The sequence below is a fragment of the Actinomadura sp. CNU-125 genome (genome assembly GCF_001942465.1).
Taxonomy (GTDB): Bacteria; Actinomycetota; Actinomycetes; order Streptosporangiales; family Streptosporangiaceae; genus Spirillospora.
Map to the genome: position 1 here is coordinate 15,411 of NZ_MKJY01000564.1, position 26,748 is coordinate 42,158.

Here is a 26,748-nt window from a genome sequence, read left to right on the forward strand (position 1 = left end):
GACCCGGTAGTCGCGGCCCGGGATGTAGGACTCGACGATCACCTCGGCCCCGTCGCCGTCCGCGCCGCGCCCCGCGCCCGCGGCCGTGCCGCCGGTGGCCGCCCCGCCGGTGGCGGCCGTCGAACGCCGCCACCACCTCCTGCGGCTCCGTCAGCTCGATGTGGACGCCCTCGCCCTGATGCCCCGCGACGGGCTTGACCACCACGGGCCCGCCGATGTCGCGCAGCGCTTCGAGGGCCTGCCGCCGGGGACGCGGCGACCCGCCCGTCCGGCACCGGCAGCCCCGCGTCCGCCAGCAGCCGGTGCGCGAGCCGCTTGTCGCCCGCGACCTCCATCCCGATCGCCGACGTCGCGTCCGTCATCGCCGCCCAGACCGTCCGGCGGTGCCGCCCGTACCCGAGGCGCAGCAGGTTGAGGTCGTCGACCCGGCGGACCGGGACGCCCCGGCGGCGCGCCGCCGCGGCCAGCGCGGCGGTGCTCACCCCGAGCCGTTCCGCCTCGTGCTCGGCGGCGATCTCCGCCAGCTCCGCGGCCGTGTCCGGCACCCGCCCGGCCAGTGCGCCGCCCACCACCAGCAGCGCGAGGCCCACGAGCCGCTCCACGACCGGGCTGCCCGGCGGCTCGTCCCGCGGGCACTCCAGCACCACGTCGTAGCTGCCGGGGCCGCCCGCCCGGACCGTCCGGCCGAAGAACGCCTCGCGGCCGATCAGCCCGGACAGCTCCAGCGTGACGTGCTCGGCGACGTGCCCGAAGTAGGTGCCCCGCTCCATCGCGTCCAGCAGCCCGCCGGGGCGGCCCGCCGCGCAGTGGTGCGACGCCAGGCCCGGCAGCGCCGTCACCAGCCGCTCGGCGAACCCGGGATGGTCGGTGGTCTCGTGACCGGTCAGCCCCTGCAGGTCCAGGTGCGCGATCGCGACCGGACGGGACAGGTAGACGTTCGGGCCGCTCAGGCGGCGCACGTGATCGAGCCGCACGGCTAATCCCCCCTCGGGCCGCGCATCGTTCCGATGGCCGGCAGCCTGTCGTTCATCTGGAAGGTGCACCCGGCCGGGAGGAGATGCAGCTGCACGTCCAGCATCGCCATCGGCTCGTCGTCGGACGCCGCGTAGGCGACCGTGCACTGGCTCGCGTCCACGACCGTCACCACACCCGTCCCCACCACCGTGAACTGGCCGTCGCCCACGCAGATCGCCGTGTCCTCGTCTATGCCGACGCCGAGCAGGCGCGTCTCCAGCGCGATGCCGCTCAGCAGCCGCGGCAGCCGGCCCCGCTCGTTGAAGTGCATGTCGATCAGGACGTTGTCGAGCAGCGACAGGCCCGGCCCCACCTTCACGCTCGACGCCGCGACCTCGTGGCCGCCGCCCCCGAGGATCATCCAGTGGCCCATCGCGGTCGCGCCCGCGCTCGTGCCGGCGATGACCAGGCCCTCCTGGTCGAGCCGCCGCTTGAGCAGCTCGTTCGTCCGCGACCCCACCAGCGTCCGCAGCCGCGACTGGTCCCCGCCGCTGAACAGCACGCCGGTCGCCGCGTCCAGCGCCCGCAGCGTCGCCGGATCGTCCGCCGCGGCCCGCCCCAGCAGCCGCAGCTCCCGCACCGACGGCACCCCGAGCCGCCCGAACACCGCCGTGTACTCCTCGGCGACCTCGTCCGGCACCTCCGTCGCGGTCGTGATCACCACGATCCGCGCGTCCTCGCCGCCCGCCAGCTCCGCGAACGTCTCGAGCGGCCCGGCCCCGCACGTCCGGTTCTCCGCCCCACCGATGATCAGCAACCGGCCCTTGTGTCCGGCATCCGTCTGGTTCACGAACTGCCCACTACCCTCGATCACCCCGGGTAGTCCAATGGGCGCGCCATGTGATGGCCATCCGGGGCGCGGGGCCGTCCGGCCGTCGCACGGGAATCTTCCGGCCCTTCCGAACGCTGAACCTTTACGGGCGGACGACCGTTCCGTGACGTCCGACGCCCGTGAGAAGCTGTCATTGGACGCATCGTCGAACGAGGGACGACCGCCGTGAGCGACATTCCCCGCCGCGCGGTGACGCGCACCGCCAAGCTCGCCACCCTGCCGCTCGGCTTCGCCGGGCGGACCGCACTGGGGTTCGGCAAGCGCACCATCGGGCGGCCCGCCGAGGCCGTCGCGCTGGAGGTGCAGCGCCGCACCGCCGAGCAGCTGTTCGCGGTGCTCGGCGAGCTCAAGGGCGGCGCGATGAAGGTCGGCCAGCTGCTGTCGATCTTCGAGGCGGGGCTGCCGGAGGAGGTCGCCGGGCCGTTCCGCGCCAGCCTCACCCGGCTGCAGGAGGCGGCGCCGCCGATGCCCGCCGAGACCACCCACCGCGTCCTCGCCGAAGGGCTCGGGGCGGGCTGGCGCGAGAAGTTCGCCGAGTTCGACGACCGCCCGGCCGCCGCCGCGTCCATCGGCCAGGTCCACAAGGCCGTCTGGCACGACGGCCGCACCGTCGCCGTCAAGGTGCAGTACCCGGGCGCCGCGCAGGCCGTGATGAGCGACTTCGGGCAGATCTCCCGGCTCAGCCGCCTGTTCACGCCGCTGTTCCCCGGCGTCGAGGTCAAGCCCCTGATCGCCGACCTGAAGAAGCGGCTGGAGAAGGAACTCGACTACGTCGACGAGGCCCGCGCGCAGACCGCCTTCCACGACGCCTACGCAGGCGACCCCGACTTCCTGGTCCCGGCCGTCGTCGCCCAGTCGGGCAACGTGCTCGTCACCGAATGGCTGGACGGCACCCCCCTCGCCCGGGTCATCTCCGACGGCGACCAGGCCGACCGCGACCGCGCCGGGCTGCTGCTGTTCCGCTTCCTGCTGTCGGGCCCCGCCCGCTGCGAGATGATCCACATCGACCCGCACCCCGGCAACTTCCGGCTGCTGGACGACGGCCGCCTCGGCGTCATGGACTTCGGCGGCGCCGCCCGCGTCCCCGCCGAGCTGCAGTGGTCCATCGGGCGGCTGCTGCGGATCGGCACCCTCGGCGACCCCGACGCGATCGTCGACGCCCTCTGGGAAGAGGGCTGGCTCTCCGAGGACGCCGAGGTCGACCCCGACGAGGTCGCCGACCTCGTCGCCGCGCTCGCCGCCCCGTTCGCCGTGGAACGCTTCCGCTACGACCGGGAGTGGATGCGCGAGCAGACCGCGCGCGGGCTCGGCCTGGCCTCCGACATGCGGCCCGGCTCGCTCGCCCGCCAGTTCCGGCTGCCGCCCCAGTACCTCGCGGTCAGCCGCGCCCTCGCCGGAGGCGGCGGCGTCCTGTGCCAGCTGGAGGCCGAGGGCGCCTACCGCGCCGAGGCCGAACGGTGGCTCCCCGGTTTCGCCGACGAGGGACCGGACGCCCCCGAGGAGATCACCGCCTGACGCGGGCCGTCACGCGAGGGCCCGGGCCTCTTCCTCCTCGACCTGCTGGTTCCACTCGCGCTTGGACGACTGCCAGCCGTCCTCGTCGCGTCCGAGCCGCCAGTAACCGGAGATCGACAGCCGCTCCATCGGCACGCCCCGGTCGACCCGCAGGTACCGCCGGAGCGACTTGACGAAGTTCGCCTCGCCGTGGACGAACGCGTGCACCTCGCCGTCCGGCCACTCCAGCTTCTGCACGGCCTCCACCAGCAGGTCGCCGACCCGCTCGCCGCCCCGGTAGAGCCACGTGACCTCGACGTCCCCCGGGAGGTCCTGCCGCTCCTCCGGCCCGGCCACCTCCAGGAACACCCGGGCGGGGGCGCCCGCGGGCAGCCGTCCCAGCGACGCCGCGATGGCCGGCAGGGCGCTCTCGTCCCCGGCCAGCAGGTGCCAGCCCGCGTCGGCGCCCGGCGCGTAGGCCCCGCCCGGCCCGAGGAACAGCAGCTCGTCGCCCGGCTTCGCGTTCGCGGCCCACGGACCCGCGAAGCCCTTGTCGCCGTGATGGACGAAGTCGATCGTCAGCTCGCGCGCCTCGCCGTCCCACGCGCGCACCGTGTACGTGCGGGTGACCGGCCACTGCTCGCGCGGGAACTCGGCGCGGACCCGCTCCATGTCGAACGGCTCGGGATACTCGACGCCCGGACGCGGGAACTGCAGCTTCACGTAGTGGTCGGTGAACTCGCCCGCGTCGAACTCCGCGAGCCCGTCGCCGCCGAGCACCACCCGGATCATGTGCGGGGTGAGCCGCTCGGTGCGCAGCACCGTTCCCCGGTTGAGCTTCGGCTTCCTGCGCGCCGGTTCCGTCGCCATGCGGCCTCCCGCTGTAGTGGATCAAGCCTGTTAGGTAAGCCTAACTAGCGAAAGGCCCCGATTGTTCCCCCGTGCCCGCCCAACATCACCCCTGTCCGCCCGGCGCCATTTCCTTTCGAGGGGGTCAGCGGGTCGGGGTGCGGGCGCCTCGGGTGCGGGCCACCTCGGCCGCGACGGCCTCGAACGCGGCCTCGGTCTCGTCGCCGCCCGCGAGGGTGTAGAGGGTGGACTTCACGATCACGACGTCGTGCTCGGGCGACACCCAGATGCGCTGGCCGCCGAGGCCGTTGGCGGAGAAGTCGCCGTCGTCCTCCAGCCACCACTGGAACCCGTAGCCGTCGTTGAAGGAGGCGGACGGCCGCGTCGACCGCTCCACCCAGGACGCGGGCACCACCTGACGGCCGTTGGCGCGGCCGTCGTTCAGGTAGAGGAGACCGAAGCGGGCGAAGTCGCGGTCGGTCGCGTAGAAGCAGCAGTAGCCCATGCTGTTGCCGCTGGAGTCGTTGCCGAGGAACGCCTTTGGCCCCCATCCCGGCCGTCCCCAGATCCTCTCCTGCACGTAGGTGTGGAACGGGACGCCCGTCGCCTCGGCGACCGTCCAGGCCAGCACGAACGAGTTCATGCTCGTGTACTCGAACCGGGTGCCGGGCTCCCAGCCGCGCTTCTGCTGCTTCGCCAGCTCCGGCAGCGGGTAGCCGAGACTGGCGGCGACGTGCACGAACGGGACGTTCAGGGTCTCGTCCCATTCGATGCCCGACGACATCCGCAGCAGGTCGCGCAGCGAGACGCCGTCGAAGCCCGATCCCCGCAGTTCCGGCAGGTACTTGGTGACCGGGTCGTCGATCGAGTCGATGTCGCCGTCGCCGAGCGCGATGCCGACCGCCGCGGAGGTGAACGACTTGGCGACCGACCACGACTGGAAGAGGCTCTCGCCGGTGGCCGCGGTGTACCGCTCGAAGACGATGTCCCGCCCGTCCAGGACGACGAAGCCCTGCGTGCCCGTCCGGGCCAGGTAGTCGTCGAGAGTGCGCTTCTCGCCGTCGTGGGTGTAGGCGACCGACAGGGGCCGGTACGCCTCCCGCAGGTCGACGGGGTCGGCCGACGGGAGCAGCGGGTCGAATCCCCGCGCGGGTTCGGCGTCCGCCGCGAGCGGCGCGAAGACCGACGGCGCGAGTGCGGGCGGCCCCGGATCGGCGGCGGCGGGCGCGGCGGTCAGGGCGAGTGCGGCCGTCACGGCGGCGGGGGCGAGCGCGAACGTCCAAGGCCGGCGGCGCATGGGACCTCCCTGGGGGGCGGGGATCGGCGGGCTGCTCTGATCATGATCGATATTGGACGCCGCGTCGATAGGTCCGGGGGACGAATTTTCGGTACCGGACGTGCGCGCGCCCGCACGTTCCGGGGCCGTGAGGGATCGTGCATCGGCGCTGTGTAGCGGCGGTGCGCCGGGGAATGTCGTCTCGGCGGACGATCATTCTTCGCGGTGCGATGCGGCGAGAACGCATTCCTGCGGCGGTTGACCATGTTCGCGAGGATTATTTACGTTCGCGGCAGCTGTGTACTACGTCACACCCTGAGGAGGAGCGGATGACGACAACACGGCCGAAGGTCCCCGAACTGGCCCGGGAACTGGCCGCGGAGTTCGCCGGCACCATGATCCTCATCCTGTTCGGTCTCGCGGTCGTCGCGCAGGTCGTGGCGGCCGAGATCGGCGACCACGACAGCATCGCCTGGGCCTGGGGGCTCGCGGTCACCCTGGGCGTCTACGTCTCGGCCCGGATCAGCGGCGGCCACATCAACCCCGCCGTGACGGTCGCGCTCGCGGTGTTCAAGGGCTTCCCCTGGCGCAAGGTCCTGCCGTTCATCGCCGCGCAGACGCTGGGCGCGTTCGTCGCGGCGCTGATCGTCCGCTGGAACTACACGGAGGTGCTGCACGCGTTCGACCCCGGCCTGACGCAGAAGTCGCAGTTCGTCTTCTCCACCATGCCGGGCAACGGCGAGCTGCCGGTCGGAATGTGGGGCGGGTTCCGCGACCAGGTCATCGGCACGGCGATCCTGCTCTTCCTCGTGCTCGCCCTCACCGACCTGCGCAACTCGCCGCCGCTGGCGAACCTGACGCCGTTCGTCATCGGCCTGGTGGTCGTGGCGATCGGGATGGCGTTCGGCACCAACGCCGGCTACGCGATCAACCCGGCCCGCGACTTCGGCCCGCGCCTCGCGCAGTTCCTCACCGGATACGGGGAGGCGTGGCGAGATCAGTACGGTGATCTCTACTTCTGGGTACCGATCGTCGGCCCGCTCATCGGGGGCATCATCGGCGCCGGGCTCTACATCCTGCTCATCGGACGCAACATCCCGCCCGAGGGGCCGGGCGGCGAGGAGCCCCGGCCCGAGTACGACGTCACCTGAGCCGCCGTCCAGCAGAAAGGGCAGATACCGATGGCCGACTTCGTCGGAGCGCTCGACCAGGGCACGACCAGCACCCGCTTCATGATCTTCGACCACGGCGGCAACGAGATCGCCCGCCACCAGCTCGAGCACGAGCAGATCCTGCCCCGGGCGGGCTGGGTCGAGCACAACCCCACCGAGATCTGGGAGCGCACCCGCGCGGTCGTCCAGACCACCCTGAACAAGGCTCATCTCGACCACGCCGACCTGGCCGCGTTCGGGATCACCAACCAGCGCGAGACCACGCTGGTCTGGAACCGCCGCACCGGACGCCCGTACCACAACGCGATCGTGTGGCAGGACACCCGCACCGACCGCATCGCCTCCGCCCTGGAACGGGACGGACGGGGCGACGTCATCCGGCACCGCGCGGGCCTGCCCCCGGCGACGTACTTCTCCGGCGGCAAGATCCAGTGGATCCTGGAGAACGTCGACGCGTCCGCGAGGCCGCCGAGAAGGGCGACGCCGTCTTCGGGAACATGGACACCTGGGTGCTGTGGAACCTGACCGGGGGCATCGACGGCGGCGTGCACGTCACCGACGTCACCAACGCGAGCCGCACCATGCTCATGGACCTGGAGACCCTCGACTGGGACGACGAGCTCCTGTCCTTTTTCGGAGTCCCCCGCGCGATGCTCCCCGAGATCCGCCCGTCGTCGTCGCCCGAGCCGTACGGCGTCACGCGGACGAGCGCGCTGGGCGGCGAGGTGCCCGTGACGGGGATCCTCGGCGACCAGCAGGCGGCGACCGTCGGGCAGGTGTGCTTCGCGCCCGGCGAGGCCAAGAACACCTACGGCACCGGAAACTTCCTGCTGCTCAACACCGGTGAGGAACTGGTCAGGTCGCAGGCGGGGATGCTCACGACGGTCTGTTACAAGTTCGGCGATGCCAAGCCCGTGTTCGCCCTGGAGGGGTCGATCGCGGTGACGGGGTCGGCGGTGCAGTGGCTGCGCGACCAGCTCGGCATCATCTCCGGCGCCGCGCAGTCCGAGGCCCTCGCCCGCCAGGTCGACGACAACGGCGGCGTCTACTTCGTACCCGCCTTCTCCGGCCTGTTCGCCCCCTACTGGCGCTCCGACGCGCGCGGCGCCATCGTCGGCCTCTCCCGCTTCAACACCAACGCCCACCTCGCCCGCGCCACCCTCGAATCCATCTGCTACCAGACCCGCGACGTCGTCGAGGCCATGCACGCCGACTCCGGCGTCGACCTCGACGTGCTCAAGGTCGACGGCGGAGTCACCGCCAACGAACTGGCCATGCAGATGCAGGCCGACATCCTCGGCGTCCCCGTCTCCCGCCCCGTCGTCGCCGAGACCACCGCCCTCGGCGCCGCCTACGCCGCCGGTCTCGCCATCGGCTTCTGGAGCACCACCGACGAGCTCCGCCGCAACTGGAACGAGGACAGGCGGTGGGAGCCGTCCTGGAACGAGGAGCGGCGCGCCGAGGGGTACGCCGGCTGGAAGAAGGCCGTGGAGCGCACCTACGGCTGGGTGGACGTCGACTGAGCCGTCCGGAGGCGCCCTACGGGCGGCCGGGGAACCGCTCGTCGAACCGCGCGGCGATCTCGTCGAGGGTCCGCAGGATCGCGACGGTCTCGTCCAGCGGCATCAGCGGCGACTCGGTGAGGCCCGCGCGCAGGCAGCGCGCGACCTCCTCGGCCTGGTAGGTGAAGCCGTGCCCGGGGATGTCCGCGGTGATCTCCTCGGGCGCGGCGCCGGTCCGCCGCACGGTCATCGCGGACGGGCGGTAGAAGGGCGCCGCGACGTCGACGCGGCCGCGCGTCCCGACCACGGTGGCGGTGTGCGGGGAGTTCCCGACGAGCCCGCAGTGCAGCAGCGCGATCGCGCCGGACTCGTAGCCGAACATGATGCCGGTGTTGGCGTCCACGCCGGTCGGCGCGGGGCTCGCGGCGACCTGCACGGTCGCGGGCGGGCCGAGCAGCGGCCAGGTGAACGACACCGGGTAGCAGCCGAGGTCGAGCAGCGCGCCGCCGCCGAGGTCCGGCGACCACTGCCGGTGGGACGCGTCGAACTCGGCCGCGACGGAGAAGTCCGCGTGCACGGACGTCACCTCGCCGATCGCGCCGTCCGCGACGAGTTCGCGCAGGCGCCGGACGAGCGGGTTGAACCGCGTCCACATGCCCTCCATGGCGAACACGCCGTGCTCGCGGGCGACGGCGGCGAGCTTCTCGGCGTCGTCGGCGGACGTGGTGAGCGGCTTCTCCACGAGCACGGCCCGGCCCGCCTCCATGCACAGCCGGGCGGGCTCGAAGTGCATGGGATGCGGGGTGGCGACGTAGACGACGTCGACGCCGTCGTCGGCGGCGAGATCGGCGTAGGAGCCGTGCGCGCGGGGGATCGCGTACCGCTCGGCGAACGCCGTCGCCGAGCCTTCCGAACGCGACCCCACGGCGGCCACCTCGTGGCCGGGCAGGAGGAGCAGGTCCTCCGTGAATGTCGCGGCTATGCCGCCCGTCCCGAGAATGCCCCAGCGCACCGTTGATCCCGCCATGGGTTGATCGTAACGGCGAAAAACCCCCTGTTCGAGCAGAGGTCCTGTCGGAGACGTCGATGCCGACTTAACATCAAGTGACAGAGAGTAGTGCTTCAACTCCGGAGGGAAATCGCATGCTCGGACGTCTCGGCACGATCGGCCTCGTCTCCACCGCACTGCTCGCCGCCCCGTCCGCAGCCGCGGCCGGACCGGTGCACCCCGGAACGGCGCACCCCGGAACGGCGCACCCCGAACCAGTACGACCCGGGAGCGTCCTGGCGAAAACCGTGGAGGGCGTGCTCGGCGGGCACGCCGCGGTCGACTTCACGGGCATCGTGGCGCTGGACAACTGCTCGGGCTCGCTGGTGCGCGGCCCGCGGTCCCGTGACGGCGACCCGGCCCTGGTGCTGACGAACGGGCACTGCCTGGACTCCGGGACGCCCGCGGCGGGCGAGGTGATCGTCGACCGGCCGGTCGCGCGGACGTTCACGCTGCTCGACCGGTCCGGCCGCGGCGACCTCGGCACGCTGCGCGCGACCGGCCTCGAATACGCGACGATGACCGGCACCGACGTCGCCGTCTACCGGCTGGGGGCGTCCTACGCCGAGGTCGAACGGCGCTACGGCGTCCCGGCCCTGCGCCTGTCGGCGGAGCGGCCGCGGGACGGCGCCCGGATCCACGTCGTGTCCGGGTACTGGCGCAGGACGTACTCGTGCGCGATCGACACGACGGTGTACCGCCTCCGTGAGGCGGAGTGGACCTGGCGGGACTCGATCCGCTACACGTCCGGCTGCCGGACGATCGGCGGGACGTCGGGCTCCCCGGTGATCGACGCCCGCACCGGACGGGTCGTCGCCGTCAACAACACCGCGAACGAGGACGGCGGGCGCTGCCTCCTCGACAACCCGTGCGAGGTCGGCCGGGACGGGCGGATCACCGTCCGGCGCGGGGCGTCGTACGCGCAGCAGACGTACGAGCTCGCCCGCTGCCTGGGCGCGCGCAGCGACGTCGTCGTCGGCGGGGACTGCGCGCTGCCCGAGCCCGCCGGGACGTGACGGGCGGCCGCGCCGGTCCGCTCACCCTTCGGCGAGCAGCCCGGCGCGGAGCTTGTCCAGGGTGCCGCGCAGCAGCCGCGAGACGTGCATCTGCGACAGGCCGATCTGCTCGGCGATCTGCGTCTGCGTCTTGTTGCCGAAGAAGCGCAGCAGCACGATCGTGCGCTCCCGCTCGGGCAGTTCGTCGAGGAGCGGGCCGAGCGCGTGGCCGTCGATGAAGGCGTCCAGCGCCGGATCCTCCGAGCCGAGGTACTCGCCGACGGAGCCGCCGGTGTCGCCGCTCTGGCCGCCGTCCGCCGGGGCCTCCAGGGACAGCGGGCGGTAGGCGTCGCAGGCGACCAGCACCTCGACGGTCTCCTCCTCGGTGATCTCCATCAGCCCGGCGATCTCCCGGGTCGTGGGGGAGCGGCCGTGGTCGCGGGTGAAGTCCTGGACGGTGCGCTGCAGCACCGGCCGCAGCTCCTGGATGCGGCGCGACACCCGCAGTCCCCAGGTCTTGTCCCGGAAGTGCCGTTTCACCTCCCCGGTGACCACGGGGTAGGCGTAGGTGACGAACCGGTCGCCCACGTCGGGGTCGAACCGGTTGATGGCCTTGACGAGGCCCAGGTAGGCCACCTGCAGCAGGTCGTCCATCGGCTCGCCGCGGCCGGCGTACCGGCGCGCCACCCCGCGGACGAGCGCCGCGTGCAGGTCGACGATCCGGGCGCGGAGCCGCTCGCGGCGGGGATCGCCTTCGGGGAGCCCGTTCATCTCCGCGAGCAGGAGCTCGGCCTGCCCGTCGTCGGAGCGCCCGGGGGCGCGCCGCGCGCGGGCGGCCAGGGGGACGGGCGTGGGCGCGGGCCGGCCGGGGAGCGGGGAGTCCGTCGTGTTCTCCTCTGTTCGCTCCGCATGGTGGAGGAGGGTCGGAGCCGACGTCATCAGGGAGGTCTCCTTCGAGCACGGGGCAGAGGGGGCGTTTGCTCCGCTCCCATTACCCGGCAGCGACGGTCTAACACCGGATGTGGCCTTCGTCCGGATGGCGGGGGAATTGTCCGGGACGGGCGGGGAACAGGGGAGCCATGGTGCTCGACGCGGCGGTCAGGGAACCGGAGCGGTCGGCGGCGCGGCCGCCGGACCGTGCCGGAGGGCGGTGAACCGTGGGCACGATCACCGAGTCGGTCAACGTCACCGTCCCCGTGGCCGTCGCGTACGGGCAGTGGACGCGGTCCGAGACGTTCCCCCGCTTCATGGAGGGGGTGCGGGAGGTCCGGCGGGTCGACGACGTCACGACGCGCTGGGCGGCGCGGCGCGGCGGCGCCGTCCGGGAGTTCGACGTGACGGTCGTGGAGCGGCTCCCCGAGGAGCGCATCGCGTGGACGTCCCCGGACGGCCCGCTGCACTCCGGCGTCGTGACGTTCCGCCGCCTGGACGGGACGACGACGCGGATCACGGTGCGCCTGGAGTTCGACGCCGAGCGGATGGCGGCGCGCGCCGGTGACCGGGCGGGGGCGCTCACCCGGCGGCTGAAGGGCGACCTGCAGCGTTACAAGCGGCTCGTCGAGGGACGGGACCAAGACGCGGGCGGGGTCCGGGCCTGAACCGGGGTCCGGGCCTGAACCGGCGTCGTTCGTCCGGGCCCGGACGCATGGACCGGCGCCGCCGGGGAAGCGAGGGGGAAGGAACTGGTGCGGCCCAGGCTCACGGCTCCGAGCACATGGCTCCGAGGTCGCGACTGGGCCGCGACGTGACTCTGCCCGCGCGGCGGGTTCGGTAAACCGGCAGGTGTCTCAACCGTCACCGCGGCGTCGGGTCCACTGGAGCGATCATGACCGGAGGGGGACCGGGCGCGCCGCGCGTCCTGGTGACGGGCTGGCCGAGTTTCCTGCACGGCGAGGCCACCGCGGGCGACGTCCTGGCGATGGAGGCGGTCCGGCGGGCGCTGACCTGCGCGGGGGTGGAGTGCGACCTCGCCTGGAGCCCGGTGTTCCGCCCGGGCGGGCTCGACCTCGACGGGGCCGACCCCCGCGACTACAGCGACGTCGTGTTCGTGTGCGGGCCCGCGCACGGCGAGCAGGTCCGCGGGCTGCACCGCCGCTACGCGCGGTGCCGCCGCGTCGCCGTCGGGGTGTCGGTGATCGACCCGGGCGACCCGGCGGTCACCGGGTTCGACGCCGTCCTCGCCCGGGACGCCCCGGCGGCGGGCCCGCGGCAGGACCTGTCCGCGCTGCCGCCGACCGGGTCCGTCCCCGTGGTGGGCGTGCTGCTGGCGCCCGGGCAGCGCGAGTACGGCGAGCGGCGGCGGCACGGGGCGGTCGAGGACGAGCTGACCCGGTGGCTCGCGTCGCGGTCGTGCGCCCGGCTGCCCCTGGACACCCGGCTCGACCCGCGCGACTGGCGGCTGTGCACCACGGCGGCGGAGCTGGAATCGGTGCTGCGGAGGCTCGACCTGGTGGTGACGACGCGGCTGCACGGGCTCGTCCTCGCGCTGAAGAACGGCGTGCCCGCGCTGGCCGTGGACCCCGTGGGCGGCGGTGCCAAGGTCGCCGCGCAGGCGCGGGCGTGGGGGTGGCCGGCGATCGTGACCGTCCCGCTGGACGCCGGCCCGCCGCTGCTGGACCGGGCGGAGCTCGATCGGTGGTGGGACTGGGCGCTGTCCGCCGACGCGGCCGGACGCGCGTCCGCGGAACCGCCGTCCGGGGCCCTGATCGGCGAGCTGCTGGACGTCCTGGGCGCACGTTAACGACCCGACATAACGGGAAGTTTTAGCATTTCAGGCATATCGCTACAGGCAGTACAGGAAGGAGCGCACGCCATGCGGCACGAGGAGTTCATCGGCCAGGTGCAGGACCGCGCCCGCCTCTCCGGCTGGAGCCAAGCGGAGCGGGCGACGCGCGCCGTCCTGGAGACGCTCGGGGAGCGGGTCCCGGAGGGGCTCGCCGACAACCTCGCCGCGCAGCTGCCACACGAGATCGGCGAGCATCTCCGCCGGACGGAGGTCTACGGCGGCGGAGGCAGCGGGGAGCGGTTCGACCGGCACGACTTCGTCGAGCGGATCGCCGCCCGCGCCGGCACCGACGACCCGCGCGCCGCCTACTACGCGCGGGTGGTGCTGGAAGTCACCGACGAGGCCACCCAGGGCGGCACCATGCGGAAGATCGGGGACGCGCTCCCGCCCGACATCAGGGATCTGATGACGGCCGGTCACTCCGGCTGAAACCGGACGCGACGCACGGGGAGCGGCGGCCGATCGATCGGCCGACGGCCGCGGCGGGGATCCGTCCCCGCCGCGGCCGCCGTCGTTCTCGCGGTGCGGTCCGGTCAGGCCGGTCGCGCCACCAGCAGCTCCCGGGCGAACCACTCGATCGTGGTGCGCAGCCCCTCCTCGACGCCGATGCGGGGGCGCCAGCCCAGGACGTCCTCGGCGAGCGTCGTGTCGGGACGCCGCACGCGCGGATCGTCCTGCGGCCGGTCCACGAACCGCAGCGGCGACCGCGACCCGGTCAGCGCGATGATCAGCCGGGCCAGCTCCGCCATCGACACCTCGTACGGGCTGCCGATGTTGACCGGCCCCGGATGGTCGGACAGGCCCAGCGCGACGATGCCGCGGACGGTGTCGTCGACGTGGCAGATCGAGCGGGTCTGCGCGCCGTCCCCGGTGACGGTGAGCGGCTCGCCGGTCAGCGCCTGCCGCAGGAACGTCGGGACGGCGCGGCCGTCGTCGGGCCGCATCCGCGGGCCGTAGGTGTTGAAGATCCGGACGATCGCGGTGTCCAGGCCCCGGGCCTGGTGGAACGCCGACGTCAGCGCCTCGCCGAACCGCTTCGCCTCGTCGTACACGCTGCGCGGACCCACCGGGTTGACGTTCCCCCAGTACGACTCGGGCTGCGGGTGGACGAGCGGATCGCCGTACACCTCGGACGTCGACGCGAGCACGAACCGGGCGCCCTTGCTCTCGGCGAGGTCCAGCGCGTGGCGGGTGCCCAGGCTCCCGACCTCCATGGTCTGCACCGGCAGCCGCAGGTAGTCGGCGGGCGAGGCCGCCGAGGCGAGATGGAACACGTACCCGAGGTCGCCCGGCACGTGCACCGGCTCGGTGAGGTCGCGCCTGACGAACCGGAAGTCGCCCCGCTCGGTCAGATGGGCGATGTTGCGCGAGTCCCGGTCAGCAGGTTGTCCATGCACACCACGGAGATCCCGCGGCCCAGCAGCGCCTCGCACAGGTGCGAGCCGAGGAACCCCGAGCCCCCCGTCACGACGGCGCGTGGATGTCTCATCATGTCCCCCTCAGCAGTGTTGAAGGTCTCGGCGGGGCCGCCGGGCCAGGGCCCGGGCCGCGGCCCGGACCGCCTCGGCGGCGGTGATCTCCAGCAGGCCCGGGTCCGGCGCCGCGCGTGCGGTCGCCGTGCCGTCCGGCCCACAGCACCGTGTGCTCGGGACGGTCCGGCGGCGGCCCCCACCGGTCCGGCGGCGTCGGGCCGAACAGGACGACCGACGGCGTGCGGTACGCCGTCGCCAGATGCGCCACCCCGGTGTCCCCGCACACCACCAGCCGCGCGCCCGCGACCAGCGCGGCGAGCTCCGGCAGGCCCGTCCGTCCGGACAGGTCCGCGGCCGCGCCGAGCCCCGCCGCCGCGACGACGCGGCCGGCCGCGGCCGTCTCGGCGGGCCCGCCGGTGACGACGACCCGCTCCCCGGCGTCCCGCAGCGCCGCCGCGACGGCCGCGAACGTCCGCGGGCCAGCGGCGGGCCGGTACGCCGCACCCGGATGGACGACCACGGCGCCGGGCGCCGGGGAGGCTGCCTCCGGGCGCGGCAGGGCGAGATCGGCGGGGTCGGCGTCGAACCCGTACGCCGCGACGAGCCGGCACCAGCGCGCCGCCTCGTGCTCGCGCGCGTCCCACTCCGGCCCGCCCGCCTCCGGGAACCCGGGGTGCGCGAACGCCAGCAACCGGCCCGGTCCGGTGGCCGCGAGCAGCCGATGGCTCCGCGGGCCCCGGCCGTGCAGGTTGACGGCCTCGTCCACCCGTCCGTCCGGCGGCAGCGGGACGTCCAGGCCCGAGGCGTCCAGGACGGCGTCGACCGCGCCCGTCGCGCGGGCGAGCGGCGCCAGCGCGTCCGGCGCCGCCAGCGTGATCCGGGCGTCCAGCGCGCCGCGCCGCAGCGCCCGCAGCGCCGGGACGGCCGTCAGCAGGTCGCCCAGGCCGAGGGCCCGCAGCACCAGCATCCGCCGCACCGCCCCGGAACCGGCGGTCACGGCCACGAAGGCTCCTCGGACGCCGCGACGACCAGTTCGCGCACCTCGCAGCCCTCCGGCTGCGCCAGCGCGAACGCCACGGTCGCCGCGACGTCCTCGGGCCGGTTCAGCTCGGCGTCCGGACCCGGCTTGTACTGCGGGTCGCGGCCGTCGAAGAACGCGGTGTCCATGCCGCCGGGGACGAGCATCGTCACGGCGACCCGCCCGGCCAGCTCCGCCGCCAGCGCCCGCGTGAACCCGACGATCCCGAACTTGGACGCGCAGTACGCCGTGGCGTCCGGGAACGCGCGGAACCCGAGCGTGGACGCGACCGTCACGACCCGTCCCTTCGGCTCGTTCTCCAGGTAGGGGATCGCCGCCCGGATCACCGCGGCGGTGCCCAGCAGGTTCACCTGCACGACCCGCTCCCAGTCCTCGGCGGGCACGTCGTTCAGCGGGCCGCAGGCGTCGATCCCGGCGGCCGTCACGACCGCGTGCAGGCCGCCGTTCGCGCGGGCCAGCCCGTGCACGGCCCGTTCGGCGCAGTGCCGGTCGGCCAGATCCGCCTGCATGCAGGGGAAATCGTCCTTCGGCGGATGCAGGTCCAGGATCAGCGGCTTCCCGCCGTCGGCCGCGACCCGCCGCGCGACGGCCGCGCCGAGCCCGGAGGCGCCACCGGTGATGAGCACGTTCATGAGGCATGTCCCTTCGTGGTCGACAGCAGGCGCGTCGTGGAGCGCCCTTCCAGCAGCGGCAGCAGGACGACCTCGCCGCCGTGCGCCCGGACCGTCCCGGCCTCCGGCAGCGGTGCCCCGGCGTAGTCGGAGCCCTTCACCCACACGTCGGGCCGGAGCCGCTCCAGCAGCGGCGCCGGGGTGTCGTCGTCGAACACGACGGCGGCGTCCACGTCGCTGAGCGCCTCCAGCACCCGGACGCGGTCGGCGGCCGGGGTCACCGGCCGCGACGGGCCCTTGCGGCGCCGCACCGACGCGTCCGAGTTCACGCACACGATCAGGCAGTCGCCGAGCCGCCGCGCCTGCTGCAGCATGCTGACGTGCCCCGCGTGCAGAAGGTCGAAGCAGCCGCCGGTCGCCACCACCGCCCCGCCCGCGCGCCGCGTCCGCCGGGCGACGTCCCAGGCGTCCTCGCCGCGCTCGGGCACCAGCCGCGCGGTGCCTGCTCGGCGAGCTGCGCCGCGACGCCCGCCGCCGCGCCGCCCGGACGAACTCCGAGGCCCGCCGGACCCCCTCGGTGACGGCCGCGGGGAGCGGCCCGCCGTCCGCCAGCACCTGGACGGCCCCGGCGGCGAAACAGTCGCCCGCCCCGCAGGAGTCGCCGCGGGCCGGTTCGGCGGGCGCCAGGAACGGCGGCGCCTCCGACCCGTCGCACAGCAGCGCCCCCTCCGCGCACGAGCGTCACCGCGACGCCGTCGATGCCCCAGGACCGGCCGAGACGGCGGCCGCGGCGGCCCGCCGCCGACAGCCCGAACCCGGAGATGTCGGCGCCGTCCGCCGCGGCGAGCCGCGCCGCCTCCTCCTCGTTCGGGGTCAGCAGCCGCACCACGTCCGGCACCGGCGGCTCCCCCCGCGGATGCGGGTCCCACACCACCGGGACGCCCGGCGGCAGGTCCGCGAGCAGCGAGCGGACGGCCCGGTGCCGGGTGACGCCCCGGCCGTAGTCCGACACCAGCACCGCGCCCGCGCCGGAGACGGCCGCGGCGACGCGCGGGCCCACCGGCCCGTCCATCGCCTCGCCCTCCCCGGCGTCCAGCCGCGCCACCGACTGCCCCCCGGACCGGATCCGCAGCTTGCACGGGGTGCCGCCGTGCAGGTGGAACGCGGCGACGTCCACGTGCCGCTCCAGCATCGCGCGGAGCCTGCGACCCGGATCGTCGTCGGCGAGCGCCGTCACCAGCACCACGTCCCGTCCCTCGGCCGCCGCGAGCAGCGCCGCCATCCCGGCGCCGCCGGGCCGCGGCCGCTCCTCGGCCCGCTCGACGACGGGCACGGGCGCGTCCGGGCACAGCCGGCCGGTGCTGCCGACGATGTCGACGTCCAGCAGCACGTCCCCGATCACCACCAGCGGCCCCGTCATGAGGGCACCCCCAGCGTCTCGTCCACCACCCCGCACAGCAGGTGGATCGCCGCGAGGTGGATCTCCTGGACGGTCGCGGTGGCCCGCGCCTCGACCGTGATCGCGGCGTGGCACGCACCGGCGAGCGGGCTGCGGCCCGGCCCGGTGATCGCCCACGCCGCCATCCCGGTCCGCCGCGCCTGCCGCGCCGCCGCGATCACGTTCGGGCTGTGCCCGCTGGTGGACAGGCAGATCAGCACGTCGCCGCGGCGGCCGTGCGCCCGCACCTGCCGGGCGAACACGTCCAGCGGCCCGTAGTCGTTGCCGATGGCCGTCAGCGCGGACGCGTCGCCGTGCAGCGGGATCGCCGACAGCGGCCGCCGCTCGCCTTCGAACCGTCCGGTCAGCTCGGCCGTCAGATGCTGCGCCTCCGCCGCACTGCCGCCGTTGCCGCAGCTCAGCAGCCGTCCACCGGCGTCGAGCACGTCGGCCAGGCGGCGGCCCCACGCGACGATCGTCGGGACGTGCTCGCGGAACGCGAGCGCCGCCTCCGCCAGCGCCTCCAGCCGCGCGTCCTGCACGGCGGCGCTCGTGTCGAGCGGAGTCGTCGTCATGCCCGTTCCGTGCGGGGGACGGCCCCCCGCGCCCCCCGGCACGAGCCGCCGCATGCCGTCGCTCCGCGGGATCCGGTCCGTCATGCGGCCACCTCGCACAGCTCAGCCGCCCGGCGGTACACCCCGGCGGTGTCGGCGGCGATCCGCGCCCACGAGTAGCGGGCGCGGGCCCGGTCGGCGCTCGCGGCGCCCATCGCGCGCGGCGCGCCGGATCGTCCAGCAGCTCCCGGACCGCCGCCGCGGCGGCCCGCGGGTCGCGCGGCGGGACCAGCAGCCCGGTGCCGCCGTCCACGACGGTGTCCAGATGCCCGCCGACCGCGGCCGCGACGATCGGGACGCCGCACGCCATCGCCTCCAGCGGCACCATCCCGAACGGCTCGTACCAGGCAGCGTCAGCACCAGGCTCGACGACCGCAGCAGCGGCGCGACGTCCGCGCGGGCGACCCGGCCGACGAAGTCGACCCGGCCGGCCACGCCCGCCTCCTCGGCCACCCGCCGCAGCCGGCGGATCTCCGGGTCTGCGTCCAGGTCGCCGTGCGGCGGGCCGCCGGCGACGGCCAGTTCGGCGTCCGGCAGGTGCGCCAGCGCCCGGATCGCGGTGTCGACGCCCTTGCGCTCGACGAGCCGGGACAGCACCACGAGGCGGTGCCGCCCGTCCGGATCCGCGCGGGGCGGGCCGCCCGCCGGGCGGCCCGGATCGAACAGCCGCAGGTCCACCCCGCAGGGCACCACCGAGACGCGCTCGACCGGGACGCCCATCGCGGCGAGCTCGCCGACCTCGTCCGAGCACGTCGCGATGATCGCGTCGGCGCCGCGGCCGATCGCCCGTTCCAGCCGCAGCCGCTCCACCGGGCTCGTGTCCTTGCCGCCCTGGTGGCGGCGCTTCACGGTGCCGAGCGCGTGGAAGGTCTCCACGACCGGGACGTGCCGTTCCCGTGCGGCGTCCGCCGCCCGGAGCGCGGCGAGCCCGCTCATCCAGAAGTGCGCGTGCGCGACGTCCGGCGGCTCGGCCGACCAGCGGTCCCGCAGATACCGGCCGAAGTCGTCCATCCACGGCAGAAGATCGTCCTTGGGGACGTGCTCGGGCGGCCCCGCCGGGACGTGCTCGACCGTCACGCCCGGCGCCAGCCGCACCCGGCGCGGGAGCGCGGGCGCGTCCCGCCGGGTGTAGACGGTGACGTAGTGTCCCTGCCTGCCCAGTTCGGCGGCCAGTTCCGCGACGAACACGTTCTGCCCGCCGCCGTCGGGCCCGCCGAGACCGCCCTTGGCGGCGAGCGGGCTGGCGTGCTCGGAGATCATGGCTATTCTCATCGCGTCACCTCCGTGAGTGTTCGCTGCCAGTCGCGCAGGAAACGCGGGAGCCCGTACCGTTCCACGGCGAAGGCCCGCGCCTCCGCGCCCAGCCGGCGGGCGCGCCCGGGGTCGGCGGCCAGGGCCGCGGCCGCGCCGGCCAGCTCGCCGACGCGGGTCGACAGCACTCCCGCCTCCGGCGGTACCGCCTCGACCGCCTCCGTCGTGGCGAGCGCCACCACGGGGAGGCCGAGCATCATCGCCTCGATCAGCGCGAGGCCGAGCGAGGTCCACCGGTAGGGGTGGACGTAGACGCGGCGGCGCGCGAGTTCCGCGTGCATCCGCGCCTGCGGCAGGTCCTCGAAGGTCCGCAGCGACCCGGGACGGACGCCGAGCCGCGCGGGCGCGTCCGACACGTTCATCCCGAACAGGTCCAGCGGGACCGCGGCGGCCAGCTCCGGCAGGAGATCGGCGCCGGTGACGCGGCCCCGGCGCAGCGGATCGTTGATCACCGCGGCCGCGCGGGGCAGCTCCCCGGTGTACCGGTACCCGGGGTCCACGACGCCGTGCTCGATGACGGTGGTGGGGGCGTGCCCGCAGTTCCAGAACAGGTCGTTGAAGTTCGTGACGTGCACGACCGGGATGTCGGAACGGTCGTGCAGGAAGTGCCGGCTGTCCGGGACGACCTCGGCGGGGCGGCTCGCGTCGGCCGGGGTGCGGCGCGGGGTGTCGTGCTCGACGTAGACGGCCGGGACGTCGATGCCCGGCTTGCGCCCGAGCCACTCCTCGGTGAGCTCGAACTCGCGGGGGCGCTGCAGGACGACGGCGTCCACGTCCTCGCCGCGGAGCCGGTCGTGGGGCACCTCCACCGCCCGGTCCGGCCAGGCGAAGGTGTCCGGGCGGCCGCGCCCGTCCGGGCCCCGGTCCGGGACGGCGGGGACGAGCGTGGTGTGCGGGCCGTGCACGAACGACGTCGCCCACGAACCGTGCACGTGCCACAGCAGCACTCTCATCGCGAGGGCACCTCCTCCCGTACCGCCGCCACGATCTCCACGGCCGCCGCGACCTCGTCGGCGGTGACCGACGCCAGGCACGGATGCCCGTCGACCGGGCATTCGCGGGCGCGGGTGTCCTTGCAGGGGGCCTGCTGGTCGCCCAGCAGCGCCATCGGCACCCCGAACGGGGCCCACCGCGCCGCCGGGACCGTCGGCGCGAACAGCGACACCACCGGCGTGCCGACGGCCGCCGCGAGATGCGCGGGCCCGGTGTTGCCCGCCACCACCGCCCGCGCGCCCGCCAGCACCGCCGCGAGCTCCGGCAGCGCTGTCCGTCCGCCCAGGTCCAGGCCGGACTCCCCAGCGACCCGCGCGGTCAGCTCCTTCTCGTCGCCGTGCCCGGTGACGACGACCCGGTGCCCCGCCGCGTGCAGCAGCCGGACCGCCTCGGCGCAGCGCTCCGGCGGCCACGCCCGCGCCGGCACCGACGTCCCGGGATGGACGATCACGTAGCCGGGGCCGCCCGTCAGATGGGCGGTGTCGGGCAGCGGCCCGCGGACCCGCAGCCGGGTGTCGGCCGGGGCCGGGAACCCGGCGTCCTCGGCCAGCGCCAGCATCCGCAGCGGTTCGGGAATGTCGGCTTCGGGCCGGTGCCGCAGGTCCAGCAGCGACCCGGGATAGTCCTCGCCGATCGCCCCGATCCACGGGACGCCCGCCAGCCGTAGCAGCAGCGCCAGCGGCAGCGGCGACTGGTGGAACGACGTGAGGATCAGTGCGCGGTCGAACCCCCGCGCCGCCTCGACGAGCCGGTCGACGTCGTCCCGCCGGACCGGCCCCGGCTCCGGATCGATCCACGGCGCGCACCACTCGATCACCCGGTCGACGCCGGGCAGCAGGTCGGCCGCGGCCCGGCCCCGCGGCCCGCACAGGAACGCGACCTCGTCGGCGCGCTCCGCCACGGCCCGCACGGCGGGCCCGGCGAGCAGCACGTCGCCGATGTTGTCCTGGCGTGCGACGAGGACCCTCATCGGCGCCGCCTCCCGCCCAGCACGAGGTCGACGGCGGCGCGCAGCGTCGGCGCCGTCTCCACCGCCACCGCGATCTCCGCGGGCAGTGTCCGCGCGGTCGGCACCAGGATGCCCCGCGCCCCCGCCGCCGCGGCCGCCTCGACGTCCCGCCCGATGTCGCCGATCACGGCGATGTCGGACGGCAGCGCCCCGAGCCGCCGCGCCGCCCGCTCGATCATCCCGGGCGCCGGTTTGCGGCAGCCGCACCCGTCGCCGCCGTCGTGCGGGCAGAACTCCCACACGTCGATGCGTCCGAGCAGCTCCTCGACGCGCGCGTTCACCCGGCGCACGTCGCCCGCGGTGATGCGGCCCTTGGCCACGCCCGACTGGTTCGACACGACCCCGATCCGCACGCCGTGGCGCCGGAGCCGGTCCAGCGCCCGCCGCGCCCCCGGCATCGGCTCGACCAGCGCCGGATCGCCGTTGTAGGGGACGTCCCGGATCAGCGTGTCGTCGCGGTCGAACAGCACCACCCGGGGCCCGGCCCAGGGCCGCGCCCGCCCGTGCAGGACGACCCCCCGGATCCGATGCCGCACCGCCGCGGGCGGGATCACGGCACTGGTCACGGCCATCTTCGCGATCTCCCCGGCCGTCCGCCCCGGACGGATCCGCTGCACCGCGAACCGCACGGTGAGCAAGCCCCAAACCGCCCCGCCGGCCAGCGCGACGCCGCCCGGCGTGCCCCGCAAACCCCCCGGCAGCGCCCACCCGCGCCCAGCGACCGAACGGAGCCGACTACCCGAACCGAGCCGGGCCGTCGAGCCGCGCCCGATGGTCCATGCGGGTCGGGCCGTCGAGCCGCGCCCGATGGTCCATGCGGGTCGGGTGGCCGAGCCGCGTCGGGTGGCCCCTCTGCGTTGGGGGGCCGAGTTGCGCCTGGTGGCCTCTCCGAGCCGGGTGGCCGAGCCGCGTCGGGCGGGGGAGTGTGCGGGCGGCCGGGCGCGGTGGAGGACCGCCGCGGCGACGGAGGTCAGGGCGGCGGTCGTGGTCAGGGCGTGTTCGCGGAGGCGGCCGGGGCCTTCGTCGGCGCGGGCGCGCCAGGACGGGCCGTGCAGGCGCCGCATCAGGACGTCGTCGGCGTTGCCCGCCTGGGCGCGGACGGACGCCCAGAAGGCGGCGGGACGGACCGGGTGCGCGACCTCGCGGGTTCCCCGGACGAGGACGCGACCGGTGTCCAGGACGCGCAGGGCCAGGTCGGCGTCCTCGCGGTAGGCGCGGCGGAAACGTTCGTCGAAGCCGCCGACGTCGGCGAGCGCCGCGCCGGTAGGCCATGTCGGCGGTGATCCACGCGGCGGTCTCCAGGCCGGTCGTGTTGCGCTCCCAGTCGGTGGGGCGGCGGCCTTCCGGGCGCGGGACGACGACGCGGCCCTGGGAGCCGCCGACCTCGGGCGGCAGGTCCGCGAGGTCGGCGGCGAGGCGTTGCGGCCAGCGCGGGCCGGGGACGACGTCGTCGTCCAGGAACGCGATCCACTCGGTGGCGGCGGCGCGCCAGCCGGTGTTGCGGGCGGCGGCCGGGCCGCGCCCGCCCGAGCGCAGCACGCGCAGGGCGTGCCGGCCCGCGTCCGGGAGCGGCAGCGGCGTGCCGGGCACCGGACGGTCGTCCACCACGATGATCTCGTGCGGTTCGTGCGCGGACTCGTCGAGGGCGGCGAGCAGCGCGCGCAGCGTGGTGCGCAGGCTCTCGCGGCCGATGGTGGGCACGACGACGGTGCAGTCCATCAGGCGTGCACCTCCCGGCGGCGGACGACGAACGGGCCGATGGCCAGCAGGTCCACGGGCGCGGACCCGAAGCACTCCAGGGCGTCGCGCGGGTCGTCGACCATCGGGCGTCCGGCGGTGTTCAGGCTCGTGTTGATCACGACGGGGATGCCGGTGCGGCGGTCGAACTCCCGCAGCATCCGGGCGACGAGCGGTTCGTCGGCGTCCGCGACCGTCTGGACGCGGGCGGTGCCGTCCACGTGGACGACGGCGGGGATCCGCGCGCGCCACTCCGGGCGCACGTCGTGCACGAACAGCATGTACGGGCTGGGGATCGGGCCGTCGAAGATCTCCGCCGCCCGGTCGAGGGACACCATGGGCGCGATCGGCCGGAACTGCTCGCGGCCCTTCACGTCGTTGAGCCGCTCGACGTTCGCGACGTGTCCCGGGTGGGCGAGGAGGGACCGGTGCCCGAGCGCGCGCGGGCCGAACTCCGAGCGGCCCTGGAACCACGCGACGACACGGTCGTGGGCGAGGGCTTCGGCCACGGTCGCGGCGAGATCGGCGGGACGCTCGTAGGGGATCTTCGCGAGGTCGAGCCGGGCGGCGATCTCGTCGTCGTCCCAGCCGCGGCCGAGGCCGGGGCCCGGCATCGCCTCGATCTCGTCGCCGGACGAGCGCGCCACGTGCAGGGCGGCGCCGAGCGCGGTGCCCGCGTCGCCCGCGGCGGGCTGCACCCAGATGTCGTCGTAGGGTCCGGCGGCGGCGAGGCGGGAGTTGGCGACGCAGTTGAGCGCGACGCCGCCGGCCAGCATGAGCCGGCGGGAGCCGGTGCGGCCGTGCAGCCAGCCCGCGAGGTCGAGCAGCACCTCTTCGAGGCGCGTCTGGACGCTCGCGGCGAGGTCGGCGTGGTCGCGGGTCCATTCGGCGTCCGGGCCGCGGGCCTTCGCGAGGGAGCCCCAGTCGACGGGGGCGACCGCGAAACCGCCGTCGCCGGTGGCGGCGACGTGCTCGCGCAGTTCGTCCAGGAACCGCGGCTCCCCGTAGGAGGCCAGGGCCATCACTTTGTACTCGTCGCTGGAGCGCAGGAATCCGAGGTGCTCGGTGAGGTCCTCGTACATCAGGCCGAGCGAGTGCGGCAGCCGTTGGGCCTGCAGAGTGGTGAGGGAGCCGTTCCGGTACGTCCCGGCGAGGTGCGAGTGCGATTCGCCGCGGCCGTCCAGGACGAGCACGTCGCCCTCGCCCGGCCCGGGCGCGGCGAGCGCCGCCGATGCCGCGTGCGCCACATGGTGCGGGACGAACCGGACGATCCCCGGGTCGAGCCCGGGCAGCGCGGTGGCCAGGAAGTTCGGGGCGCGCCGCGCGTACAGCGTGCGCAGCCGTTCCCAGTTGACGTCGTGCCCGTCGAGGCCCGGCTCGACCAGGCGCGGATCGTAGGAGTAGGCGACGGCGTCGAGATCGCCGGGCTCCAGCCCGGCCTCGTCCAGGCACCATCGGGCCGCCTTCTCCGGCAGTTCCCAGCCGGAGAACGGCACCGGCCGCTTCCCGTGCTTGCGGCGGCTGAGCCGCTCTTCCTCGGACGCCGCCACGACCCGGCCGTCCACCAGCAGTGCGGCGGCCGGATCGTGAAAGATCGCATTGATTCCGAGCACACGCATGACAAGGCCCCGTTCGGTGGCACGGTCGGTGTGGGAAAGGCGATGCCTGCGTCATAGACATCGATCGAGGGGACCTAATCCCCTATAGGTGATTCCGGACATTGCCGAGAACTGGGACGCTAAACGCGGCAGAGGTGAAAAGCCCCTGGTGGGAGAAGTGGCGCGTCAGTCGCCCTTCCGGACGGGACGGGCACATGGTGCGGCGCTCCGGGGGTACGGGCGGCCCATGCGTTACACCGTCGTCGTCATCACGCGGGACCGGCGGGACTCGCTGCTGGCCGTCCTCGCCCGCCTGCGGGACCTGCCGGACGGCCCGCCCGTCATCGTCGTCGACAACGCCTCCCGGGACGGCACCCCGGACGCGTCGAGGCGGAGTTCCCCGGAATGCGGCTGATCCGGTCGGCGGAGAACCTCGGCGCCGTCGCGCGCAACCTGGCGGTCGACCACGTCCGCACCCCGTACGCGGCGTTCTGCGACGACGACACGTGGTGGGAGCCGGACGCCCCGGCGCGCGCGGCGGCGCTGCTGGACGCGCACCCGCGGCTCGCCGTCGTCACCGGCCGGATCCTGGTGGAGCCCGGCGGGCGCGAGGACCCGATCGTCCCCGAACTGCGGGACTCGCCCGTCCCCGGCCCGGCGTGGCTGCCCGGACCCGCGCTCGGCTCGTTCCTGGCGGGCGCGTCGATGGTGCGCGCCGAGGCGTTCCGCGCGGCCGGCGGGTTCTCGCCGCGGCTGTGGCTCGGCGGCGAGGAGGAGCTGCTCAGCGCCGACCTGATGACCCTCGGCTGGCACCTGTGCTACGCCGCGGACGTCGTCGTGCACCACGCGCCGTCGCCGCTGCGGGAGGCGCACCTGCGGCGCCGCCACGGCATCCGCAACACGCTGTGGTTCACCTGGCTGCGCCGCCCGCTGCCCGCCGCCGCCCGCCGCACCGCCGGGCTGCTGCGCACGCTGCCGCGCGAACCGCGTCACCGCGGCCGCCCTGGCGGAGGCGGCGGCCGGGCTCGGCTGGGTCGCGCGGGAGCGCCGCCCGCTGCCCCGCGAAGTCGAGGACCGGCTGCGCACCCTGGAGGCGTCCCAGCGGACGTCCCGGGCCCGCCGGCACGTCGGCTGACCGGAACGAGACGGGGAGGAACCGCCCATGACCAGTGCCGAGACCGCCCGCCCGGACGCCCGCGCGCCCGAGACGTCCGCCGTCACGATCGTCGTCGCGACCCACGCGCGCCCCGGAGCTGCGCCGCAGCCTCGCCCGGCACGCGGCCCCGGTGATCGTCGCCGGGAACGCGTCCGCCGACGGCACGCCGACGTAGCCGCGGCCGCGGGCGCCCGCGTGCTGCGGCTGCCGGGCAACCTCGGCGCCGCCGCCCGCAACGCCGGCGCGGCCGAGGCGGGCACCCGCTACCGTCGCGTTCGCCGACGACGACTCGTGGTGGGCGCCCGGCGCCCTCGCGCGGGCCGCGGCGATCCTCGACGCGCACCCCCGGACGGCGCTGCTCGCCACGCGCGTCCTGGTGGGGGAGGAGGAGCGGCTCGACCCGGTGTCGGAGGAGATGGCCGCCGCGCCCCTCGGCCGCCCGGACGGGTTCCCGGGCCCGGCGATCCTCGGCTTCCTGGCCTGCTCGGTCATCGTGCGGCGGGACGCGTTCCTCGACGCCGGGGGCTTCTCCGGCGTCCTGCACTTCGCCGGGGAGGAGGAGCTGCTGGCCCTCGACCTGGCCGCGGCCGGGTGGGGCCTGGCGTACGTGCCGGAGCTCGTCGTGCACCACCACCCGTCGCGGACGGGCCGCTCCCCGGCCGCGCGCCGCCGCCGGGAGATCCGCAACCGGTCTGCTGACGCTGTGGCTGCGGCGCCCGGCGCCGGTGCTCGCCCGCGCCGCCGCGTCCGAGCTCCGCACCCCGGACGGTCCGCGCCCGGCTCGCCGCCGCCGGTCCGCCCGC

Annotated in this window: 24 protein-coding genes and 5 pseudogenes; 10 read left to right on the top strand and 19 right to left on the bottom strand. The window is 75.0% G+C overall.

All coding sequences use genetic code 11. The annotated features are described in order from the left end of the window. Positions 1–38: 38 nt before the first annotated feature. Both BJF79_RS56600 and BJF79_RS41920 read right to left on the bottom strand, forming a co-directional pair. Positions 39–974: a cyanophycin synthetase family protein gene (locus BJF79_RS56600; RefSeq protein ID WP_083734642.1), complete on the bottom strand. Its 936-nt coding sequence runs from the start codon at positions 972–974 to the stop codon at positions 39–41. 2 nt (positions 975–976) lie between these two features. After that, positions 977–1,804, bottom strand: a complete 828-nt coding sequence (locus BJF79_RS41920) for a cyanophycinase (protein WP_075905804.1) — start codon at positions 1,802–1,804, stop codon at positions 977–979. 207 nt (positions 1,805–2,011) lie between these two features. Between BJF79_RS41920 and BJF79_RS41925 the strand changes: the two genes are divergently transcribed. Further along, positions 2,012–3,361: an ABC1 kinase family protein gene (locus BJF79_RS41925; RefSeq protein WP_075905806.1), complete on the top strand. Its 1,350-nt coding sequence runs from the start codon at positions 2,012–2,014 to the stop codon at positions 3,359–3,361. Between the two features lie 9 nt (positions 3,362–3,370). Here the strand turns inward: BJF79_RS41925 and BJF79_RS41930 are convergent, their stop codons facing one another. Together BJF79_RS41930 and BJF79_RS41935 are read right to left on the bottom strand one after the other, a co-directional pair. Next, positions 3,371–4,210 (bottom strand): siderophore-interacting protein, encoded by an 840-nt coding sequence (locus tag BJF79_RS41930; RefSeq protein ID WP_075905808.1) that lies wholly within the window; start codon positions 4,208–4,210, stop codon positions 3,371–3,373. 124 nt (positions 4,211–4,334) lie between these two features. Beyond that, the gene (locus tag BJF79_RS41935) at positions 4,335–5,486 is read right to left on the bottom strand and encodes a serine hydrolase domain-containing protein (RefSeq protein WP_075905810.1); all 1,152 of its coding nucleotides are present in this window, start codon (positions 5,484–5,486) and stop codon (positions 4,335–4,337) included. Between the two features lie 308 nt (positions 5,487–5,794). On the opposite strand from BJF79_RS41935, the gene BJF79_RS41940 reads away from it, so the two are divergent. Both BJF79_RS41940 and glpK read left to right on the top strand, forming a co-directional pair. Then, positions 5,795–6,616, top strand: coding sequence for an MIP/aquaporin family protein (locus BJF79_RS41940; RefSeq protein ID WP_075905812.1), 822 nt, complete (start codon positions 5,795–5,797; stop codon positions 6,614–6,616). Between the two features lie 30 nt (positions 6,617–6,646). Continuing rightward, positions 6,647–8,160, top strand: a pseudogene (glpK, locus tag BJF79_RS41945) (glycerol kinase GlpK). Between the two features lie 16 nt (positions 8,161–8,176). Here the strand turns inward: glpK and BJF79_RS41950 are convergent. Continuing rightward, positions 8,177–9,166, bottom strand: a complete 990-nt coding sequence (locus BJF79_RS41950; protein WP_075905814.1) for a Gfo/Idh/MocA family protein — start codon at positions 9,164–9,166, stop codon at positions 8,177–8,179. A gap of 116 nt (positions 9,167–9,282) precedes the next feature. Here BJF79_RS41950 and BJF79_RS41955 point away from each other — a divergent pair, with 116 nt between their 5' ends. Next, entirely contained in the window at positions 9,283–10,203 is a 921-nt protein-coding gene (locus tag BJF79_RS41955) for a serine protease (protein WP_075905816.1), read from the top strand. A gap of 21 nt (positions 10,204–10,224) precedes the next feature. Here the strand turns inward: BJF79_RS41955 and BJF79_RS41960 are convergent, their stop codons facing one another. Next, positions 10,225–11,121 (bottom strand): SigB/SigF/SigG family RNA polymerase sigma factor, encoded by an 897-nt coding sequence (locus BJF79_RS41960; RefSeq protein ID WP_083734643.1) that lies wholly within the window; start codon positions 11,119–11,121, stop codon positions 10,225–10,227. A 218-nt stretch (positions 11,122–11,339) separates the two neighbouring features. Here BJF79_RS41960 and BJF79_RS41965 point away from each other — a divergent pair, with 218 nt between their 5' ends. The 3 genes from BJF79_RS41965 to BJF79_RS41975 all read left to right on the top strand — a co-directional run bounded on the left by BJF79_RS41965 (position 11,340) and on the right by BJF79_RS41975 (position 13,396). Next, entirely contained in the window at positions 11,340–11,780 is a 441-nt protein-coding gene (locus BJF79_RS41965; protein ID WP_075905818.1) for an SRPBCC family protein, read from the top strand. Positions 11,781–12,007: 227 nt separating this feature from the next. Then, the gene (locus BJF79_RS41970; protein WP_075905820.1) at positions 12,008–12,922 is read left to right on the top strand and encodes a polysaccharide pyruvyl transferase family protein; all 915 of its coding nucleotides are present in this window, start codon (positions 12,008–12,010) and stop codon (positions 12,920–12,922) included. A gap of 72 nt (positions 12,923–12,994) precedes the next feature. Beyond that, positions 12,995–13,396: a DUF2267 domain-containing protein gene (locus tag BJF79_RS41975; RefSeq protein WP_075905822.1), complete on the top strand. Its 402-nt coding sequence runs from the start codon at positions 12,995–12,997 to the stop codon at positions 13,394–13,396. On the opposite strand, the pseudogene BJF79_RS41980 reads toward BJF79_RS41975, so the two are convergent. The 13 genes and pseudogenes from BJF79_RS41980 to BJF79_RS42030 form a co-directional block, all read right to left on the bottom strand. After that, positions 13,362–14,456, bottom strand: a pseudogene (locus BJF79_RS41980) (NAD-dependent epimerase/dehydratase family protein). The gene BJF79_RS41975 and the pseudogene BJF79_RS41980 sit on opposite strands and share 35 nt — an antisense overlap. Then, positions 14,456–15,442, bottom strand: coding sequence for a glycosyltransferase family 9 protein (locus tag BJF79_RS41985; RefSeq protein WP_262403390.1), 987 nt, complete (start codon positions 15,440–15,442; stop codon positions 14,456–14,458). The pseudogene BJF79_RS41980 and the gene BJF79_RS41985 overlap by 1 nt, the downstream one beginning before the upstream one ends. Continuing rightward, positions 15,433–16,110 (bottom strand): SDR family oxidoreductase, encoded by a 678-nt coding sequence (locus tag BJF79_RS41990; protein WP_075905824.1) that lies wholly within the window; start codon positions 16,108–16,110, stop codon positions 15,433–15,435. Before BJF79_RS41990 ends, BJF79_RS41985 begins: the two co-directional genes overlap by 10 nt. Next, positions 16,107–16,463 (bottom strand): adenylyltransferase/cytidyltransferase family protein, encoded by a 357-nt coding sequence (locus BJF79_RS64230; RefSeq protein ID WP_262403392.1) that lies wholly within the window; start codon positions 16,461–16,463, stop codon positions 16,107–16,109. The genes BJF79_RS41990 and BJF79_RS64230 overlap by 4 nt, the downstream gene beginning before the upstream one ends. Continuing rightward, positions 16,427–17,509 (bottom strand): hypothetical protein, encoded by a 1,083-nt coding sequence (locus BJF79_RS41995; RefSeq protein ID WP_262403394.1) that lies wholly within the window; start codon positions 17,507–17,509, stop codon positions 16,427–16,429. Before BJF79_RS41995 ends, BJF79_RS64230 begins: the two co-directional genes overlap by 37 nt. After that, positions 17,506–18,102, bottom strand: a complete 597-nt coding sequence (locus BJF79_RS42000; protein WP_083734644.1) for an SIS domain-containing protein — start codon at positions 18,100–18,102, stop codon at positions 17,506–17,508. The genes BJF79_RS41995 and BJF79_RS42000 overlap by 4 nt, the downstream gene beginning before the upstream one ends. 238 nt (positions 18,103–18,340) lie before the next feature. Further along, positions 18,341–18,469 (bottom strand): annotated as a pseudogene (locus BJF79_RS64235) (glycosyltransferase); the annotation flags it as partial. Between the two features lie 86 nt (positions 18,470–18,555). Further along, positions 18,556–19,413 (bottom strand): annotated as a pseudogene (locus BJF79_RS42005) (glycosyltransferase); the annotation flags it as partial. Next, positions 19,410–20,405 carry a glycosyltransferase gene (locus tag BJF79_RS42010; RefSeq protein ID WP_075905826.1) on the bottom strand — a complete coding sequence of 332 codons (996 nt, stop codon included), beginning with the start codon at positions 20,403–20,405 and terminating at the stop codon, positions 19,410–19,412. The gene BJF79_RS42010 and the pseudogene BJF79_RS42005, both read right to left, overlap by 4 nt. Further along, complete coding sequence (locus BJF79_RS42015; protein WP_075905828.1) at positions 20,402–21,415, bottom strand: glycosyltransferase family 9 protein; 1,014 nt, start codon at positions 21,413–21,415, stop codon at positions 20,402–20,404. The genes BJF79_RS42010 and BJF79_RS42015 overlap by 4 nt, the downstream gene beginning before the upstream one ends. Next, positions 21,412–22,083, bottom strand: a complete 672-nt coding sequence (locus BJF79_RS42020; RefSeq protein ID WP_262403393.1) for a D-glycero-alpha-D-manno-heptose-1,7-bisphosphate 7-phosphatase — start codon at positions 22,081–22,083, stop codon at positions 21,412–21,414. Before BJF79_RS42020 ends, BJF79_RS42015 begins: the two co-directional genes overlap by 4 nt. 106 nt (positions 22,084–22,189) lie before the next feature. Then, the gene (locus BJF79_RS42025; protein WP_075905832.1) at positions 22,190–23,173 is read right to left on the bottom strand and encodes a glycosyltransferase family 2 protein; all 984 of its coding nucleotides are present in this window, start codon (positions 23,171–23,173) and stop codon (positions 22,190–22,192) included. Further along, positions 23,173–24,810, bottom strand: coding sequence for a carbamoyltransferase (locus BJF79_RS42030; protein ID WP_075905834.1), 1,638 nt, complete (start codon positions 24,808–24,810; stop codon positions 23,173–23,175). The genes BJF79_RS42025 and BJF79_RS42030 overlap by 1 nt, the downstream gene beginning before the upstream one ends. Before the next feature lie 226 nt (positions 24,811–25,036). Here BJF79_RS42030 and BJF79_RS66150 point away from each other — a divergent pair, with 226 nt between their 5' ends. The 3 genes and pseudogenes from BJF79_RS66150 to BJF79_RS42040 all read left to right on the top strand — a co-directional run. Beyond that, positions 25,037–25,204, top strand: a complete 168-nt coding sequence (locus BJF79_RS66150) for a hypothetical protein (RefSeq protein ID WP_316043552.1) — start codon at positions 25,037–25,039, stop codon at positions 25,202–25,204. Then, the gene (locus BJF79_RS42035) at positions 25,195–26,079 is read left to right on the top strand and encodes a glycosyltransferase family 2 protein (RefSeq protein WP_316043553.1); all 885 of its coding nucleotides are present in this window, start codon (positions 25,195–25,197) and stop codon (positions 26,077–26,079) included. Before BJF79_RS66150 ends, BJF79_RS42035 begins: the two co-directional genes overlap by 10 nt. Before the next feature lie 242 nt (positions 26,080–26,321). After that, positions 26,322–26,748 (top strand): annotated as a pseudogene (locus BJF79_RS42040) (glycosyltransferase family 2 protein); the annotation flags it as partial.

Coding starts and splice junctions, on each gene's coding strand:
- BJF79_RS41930 (WP_075905808.1), bottom strand. CDS start 4,210: ATGGCGACGGAACCGGCGCGCAGGAAGCCGAAGCTCAACCGGGGAACG.
- BJF79_RS41935 (WP_075905810.1), bottom strand. CDS start 5,486: ATGCGCCGCCGGCCTTGGACGTTCGCGCTCGCCCCCGCCGCCGTGACG.
- BJF79_RS41940 (WP_075905812.1), top strand. CDS start 5,795: ATGACGACAACACGGCCGAAGGTCCCCGAACTGGCCCGGGAACTGGCC.
- BJF79_RS41950 (WP_075905814.1), bottom strand. CDS start 9,166: ATGGCGGGATCAACGGTGCGCTGGGGCATTCTCGGGACGGGCGGCATA.
- BJF79_RS41955 (WP_075905816.1), top strand. CDS start 9,283: ATGCTCGGACGTCTCGGCACGATCGGCCTCGTCTCCACCGCACTGCTC.
- BJF79_RS41960 (WP_083734643.1), bottom strand. CDS start 11,121: ATGACGTCGGCTCCGACCCTCCTCCACCATGCGGAGCGAACAGAGGAG.
- BJF79_RS41970 (WP_075905820.1), top strand. CDS start 12,008: ATGACCGGAGGGGGACCGGGCGCGCCGCGCGTCCTGGTGACGGGCTGG.
- BJF79_RS41975 (WP_075905822.1), top strand. CDS start 12,995: ATGCGGCACGAGGAGTTCATCGGCCAGGTGCAGGACCGCGCCCGCCTC.
- BJF79_RS41990 (WP_075905824.1), bottom strand. CDS start 16,110: ATGAACGTGCTCATCACCGGTGGCGCCTCCGGGCTCGGCGCGGCCGTC.
- BJF79_RS64230 (WP_262403392.1), bottom strand. CDS start 16,463: ATGCTGCAGCAGGCGCGGCGGCTCGGCGACTGCCTGATCGTGTGCGTG.
- BJF79_RS41995 (WP_262403394.1), bottom strand. CDS start 17,509: ATGACGGGGCCGCTGGTGGTGATCGGGGACGTGCTGCTGGACGTCGAC.
- BJF79_RS42000 (WP_083734644.1), bottom strand. CDS start 18,102: ATGACGACGACTCCGCTCGACACGAGCGCCGCCGTGCAGGACGCGCGG.
- BJF79_RS42010 (WP_075905826.1), bottom strand. CDS start 20,405: ATGAGAGTGCTGCTGTGGCACGTGCACGGTTCGTGGGCGACGTCGTTC.
- BJF79_RS42015 (WP_075905828.1), bottom strand. CDS start 21,415: ATGAGGGTCCTCGTCGCACGCCAGGACAACATCGGCGACGTGCTGCTC.
- BJF79_RS42025 (WP_075905832.1), bottom strand. CDS start 23,173: ATGGACTGCACCGTCGTCGTGCCCACCATCGGCCGCGAGAGCCTGCGC.
- BJF79_RS42030 (WP_075905834.1), bottom strand. CDS start 24,810: ATGCGTGTGCTCGGAATCAATGCGATCTTTCACGATCCGGCCGCCGCA.
- BJF79_RS66150 (WP_316043552.1), top strand. CDS start 25,037: ATGCGTTACACCGTCGTCGTCATCACGCGGGACCGGCGGGACTCGCTG.
- BJF79_RS42035 (WP_316043553.1), top strand. CDS start 25,195: ATGCGGCTGATCCGGTCGGCGGAGAACCTCGGCGCCGTCGCGCGCAAC.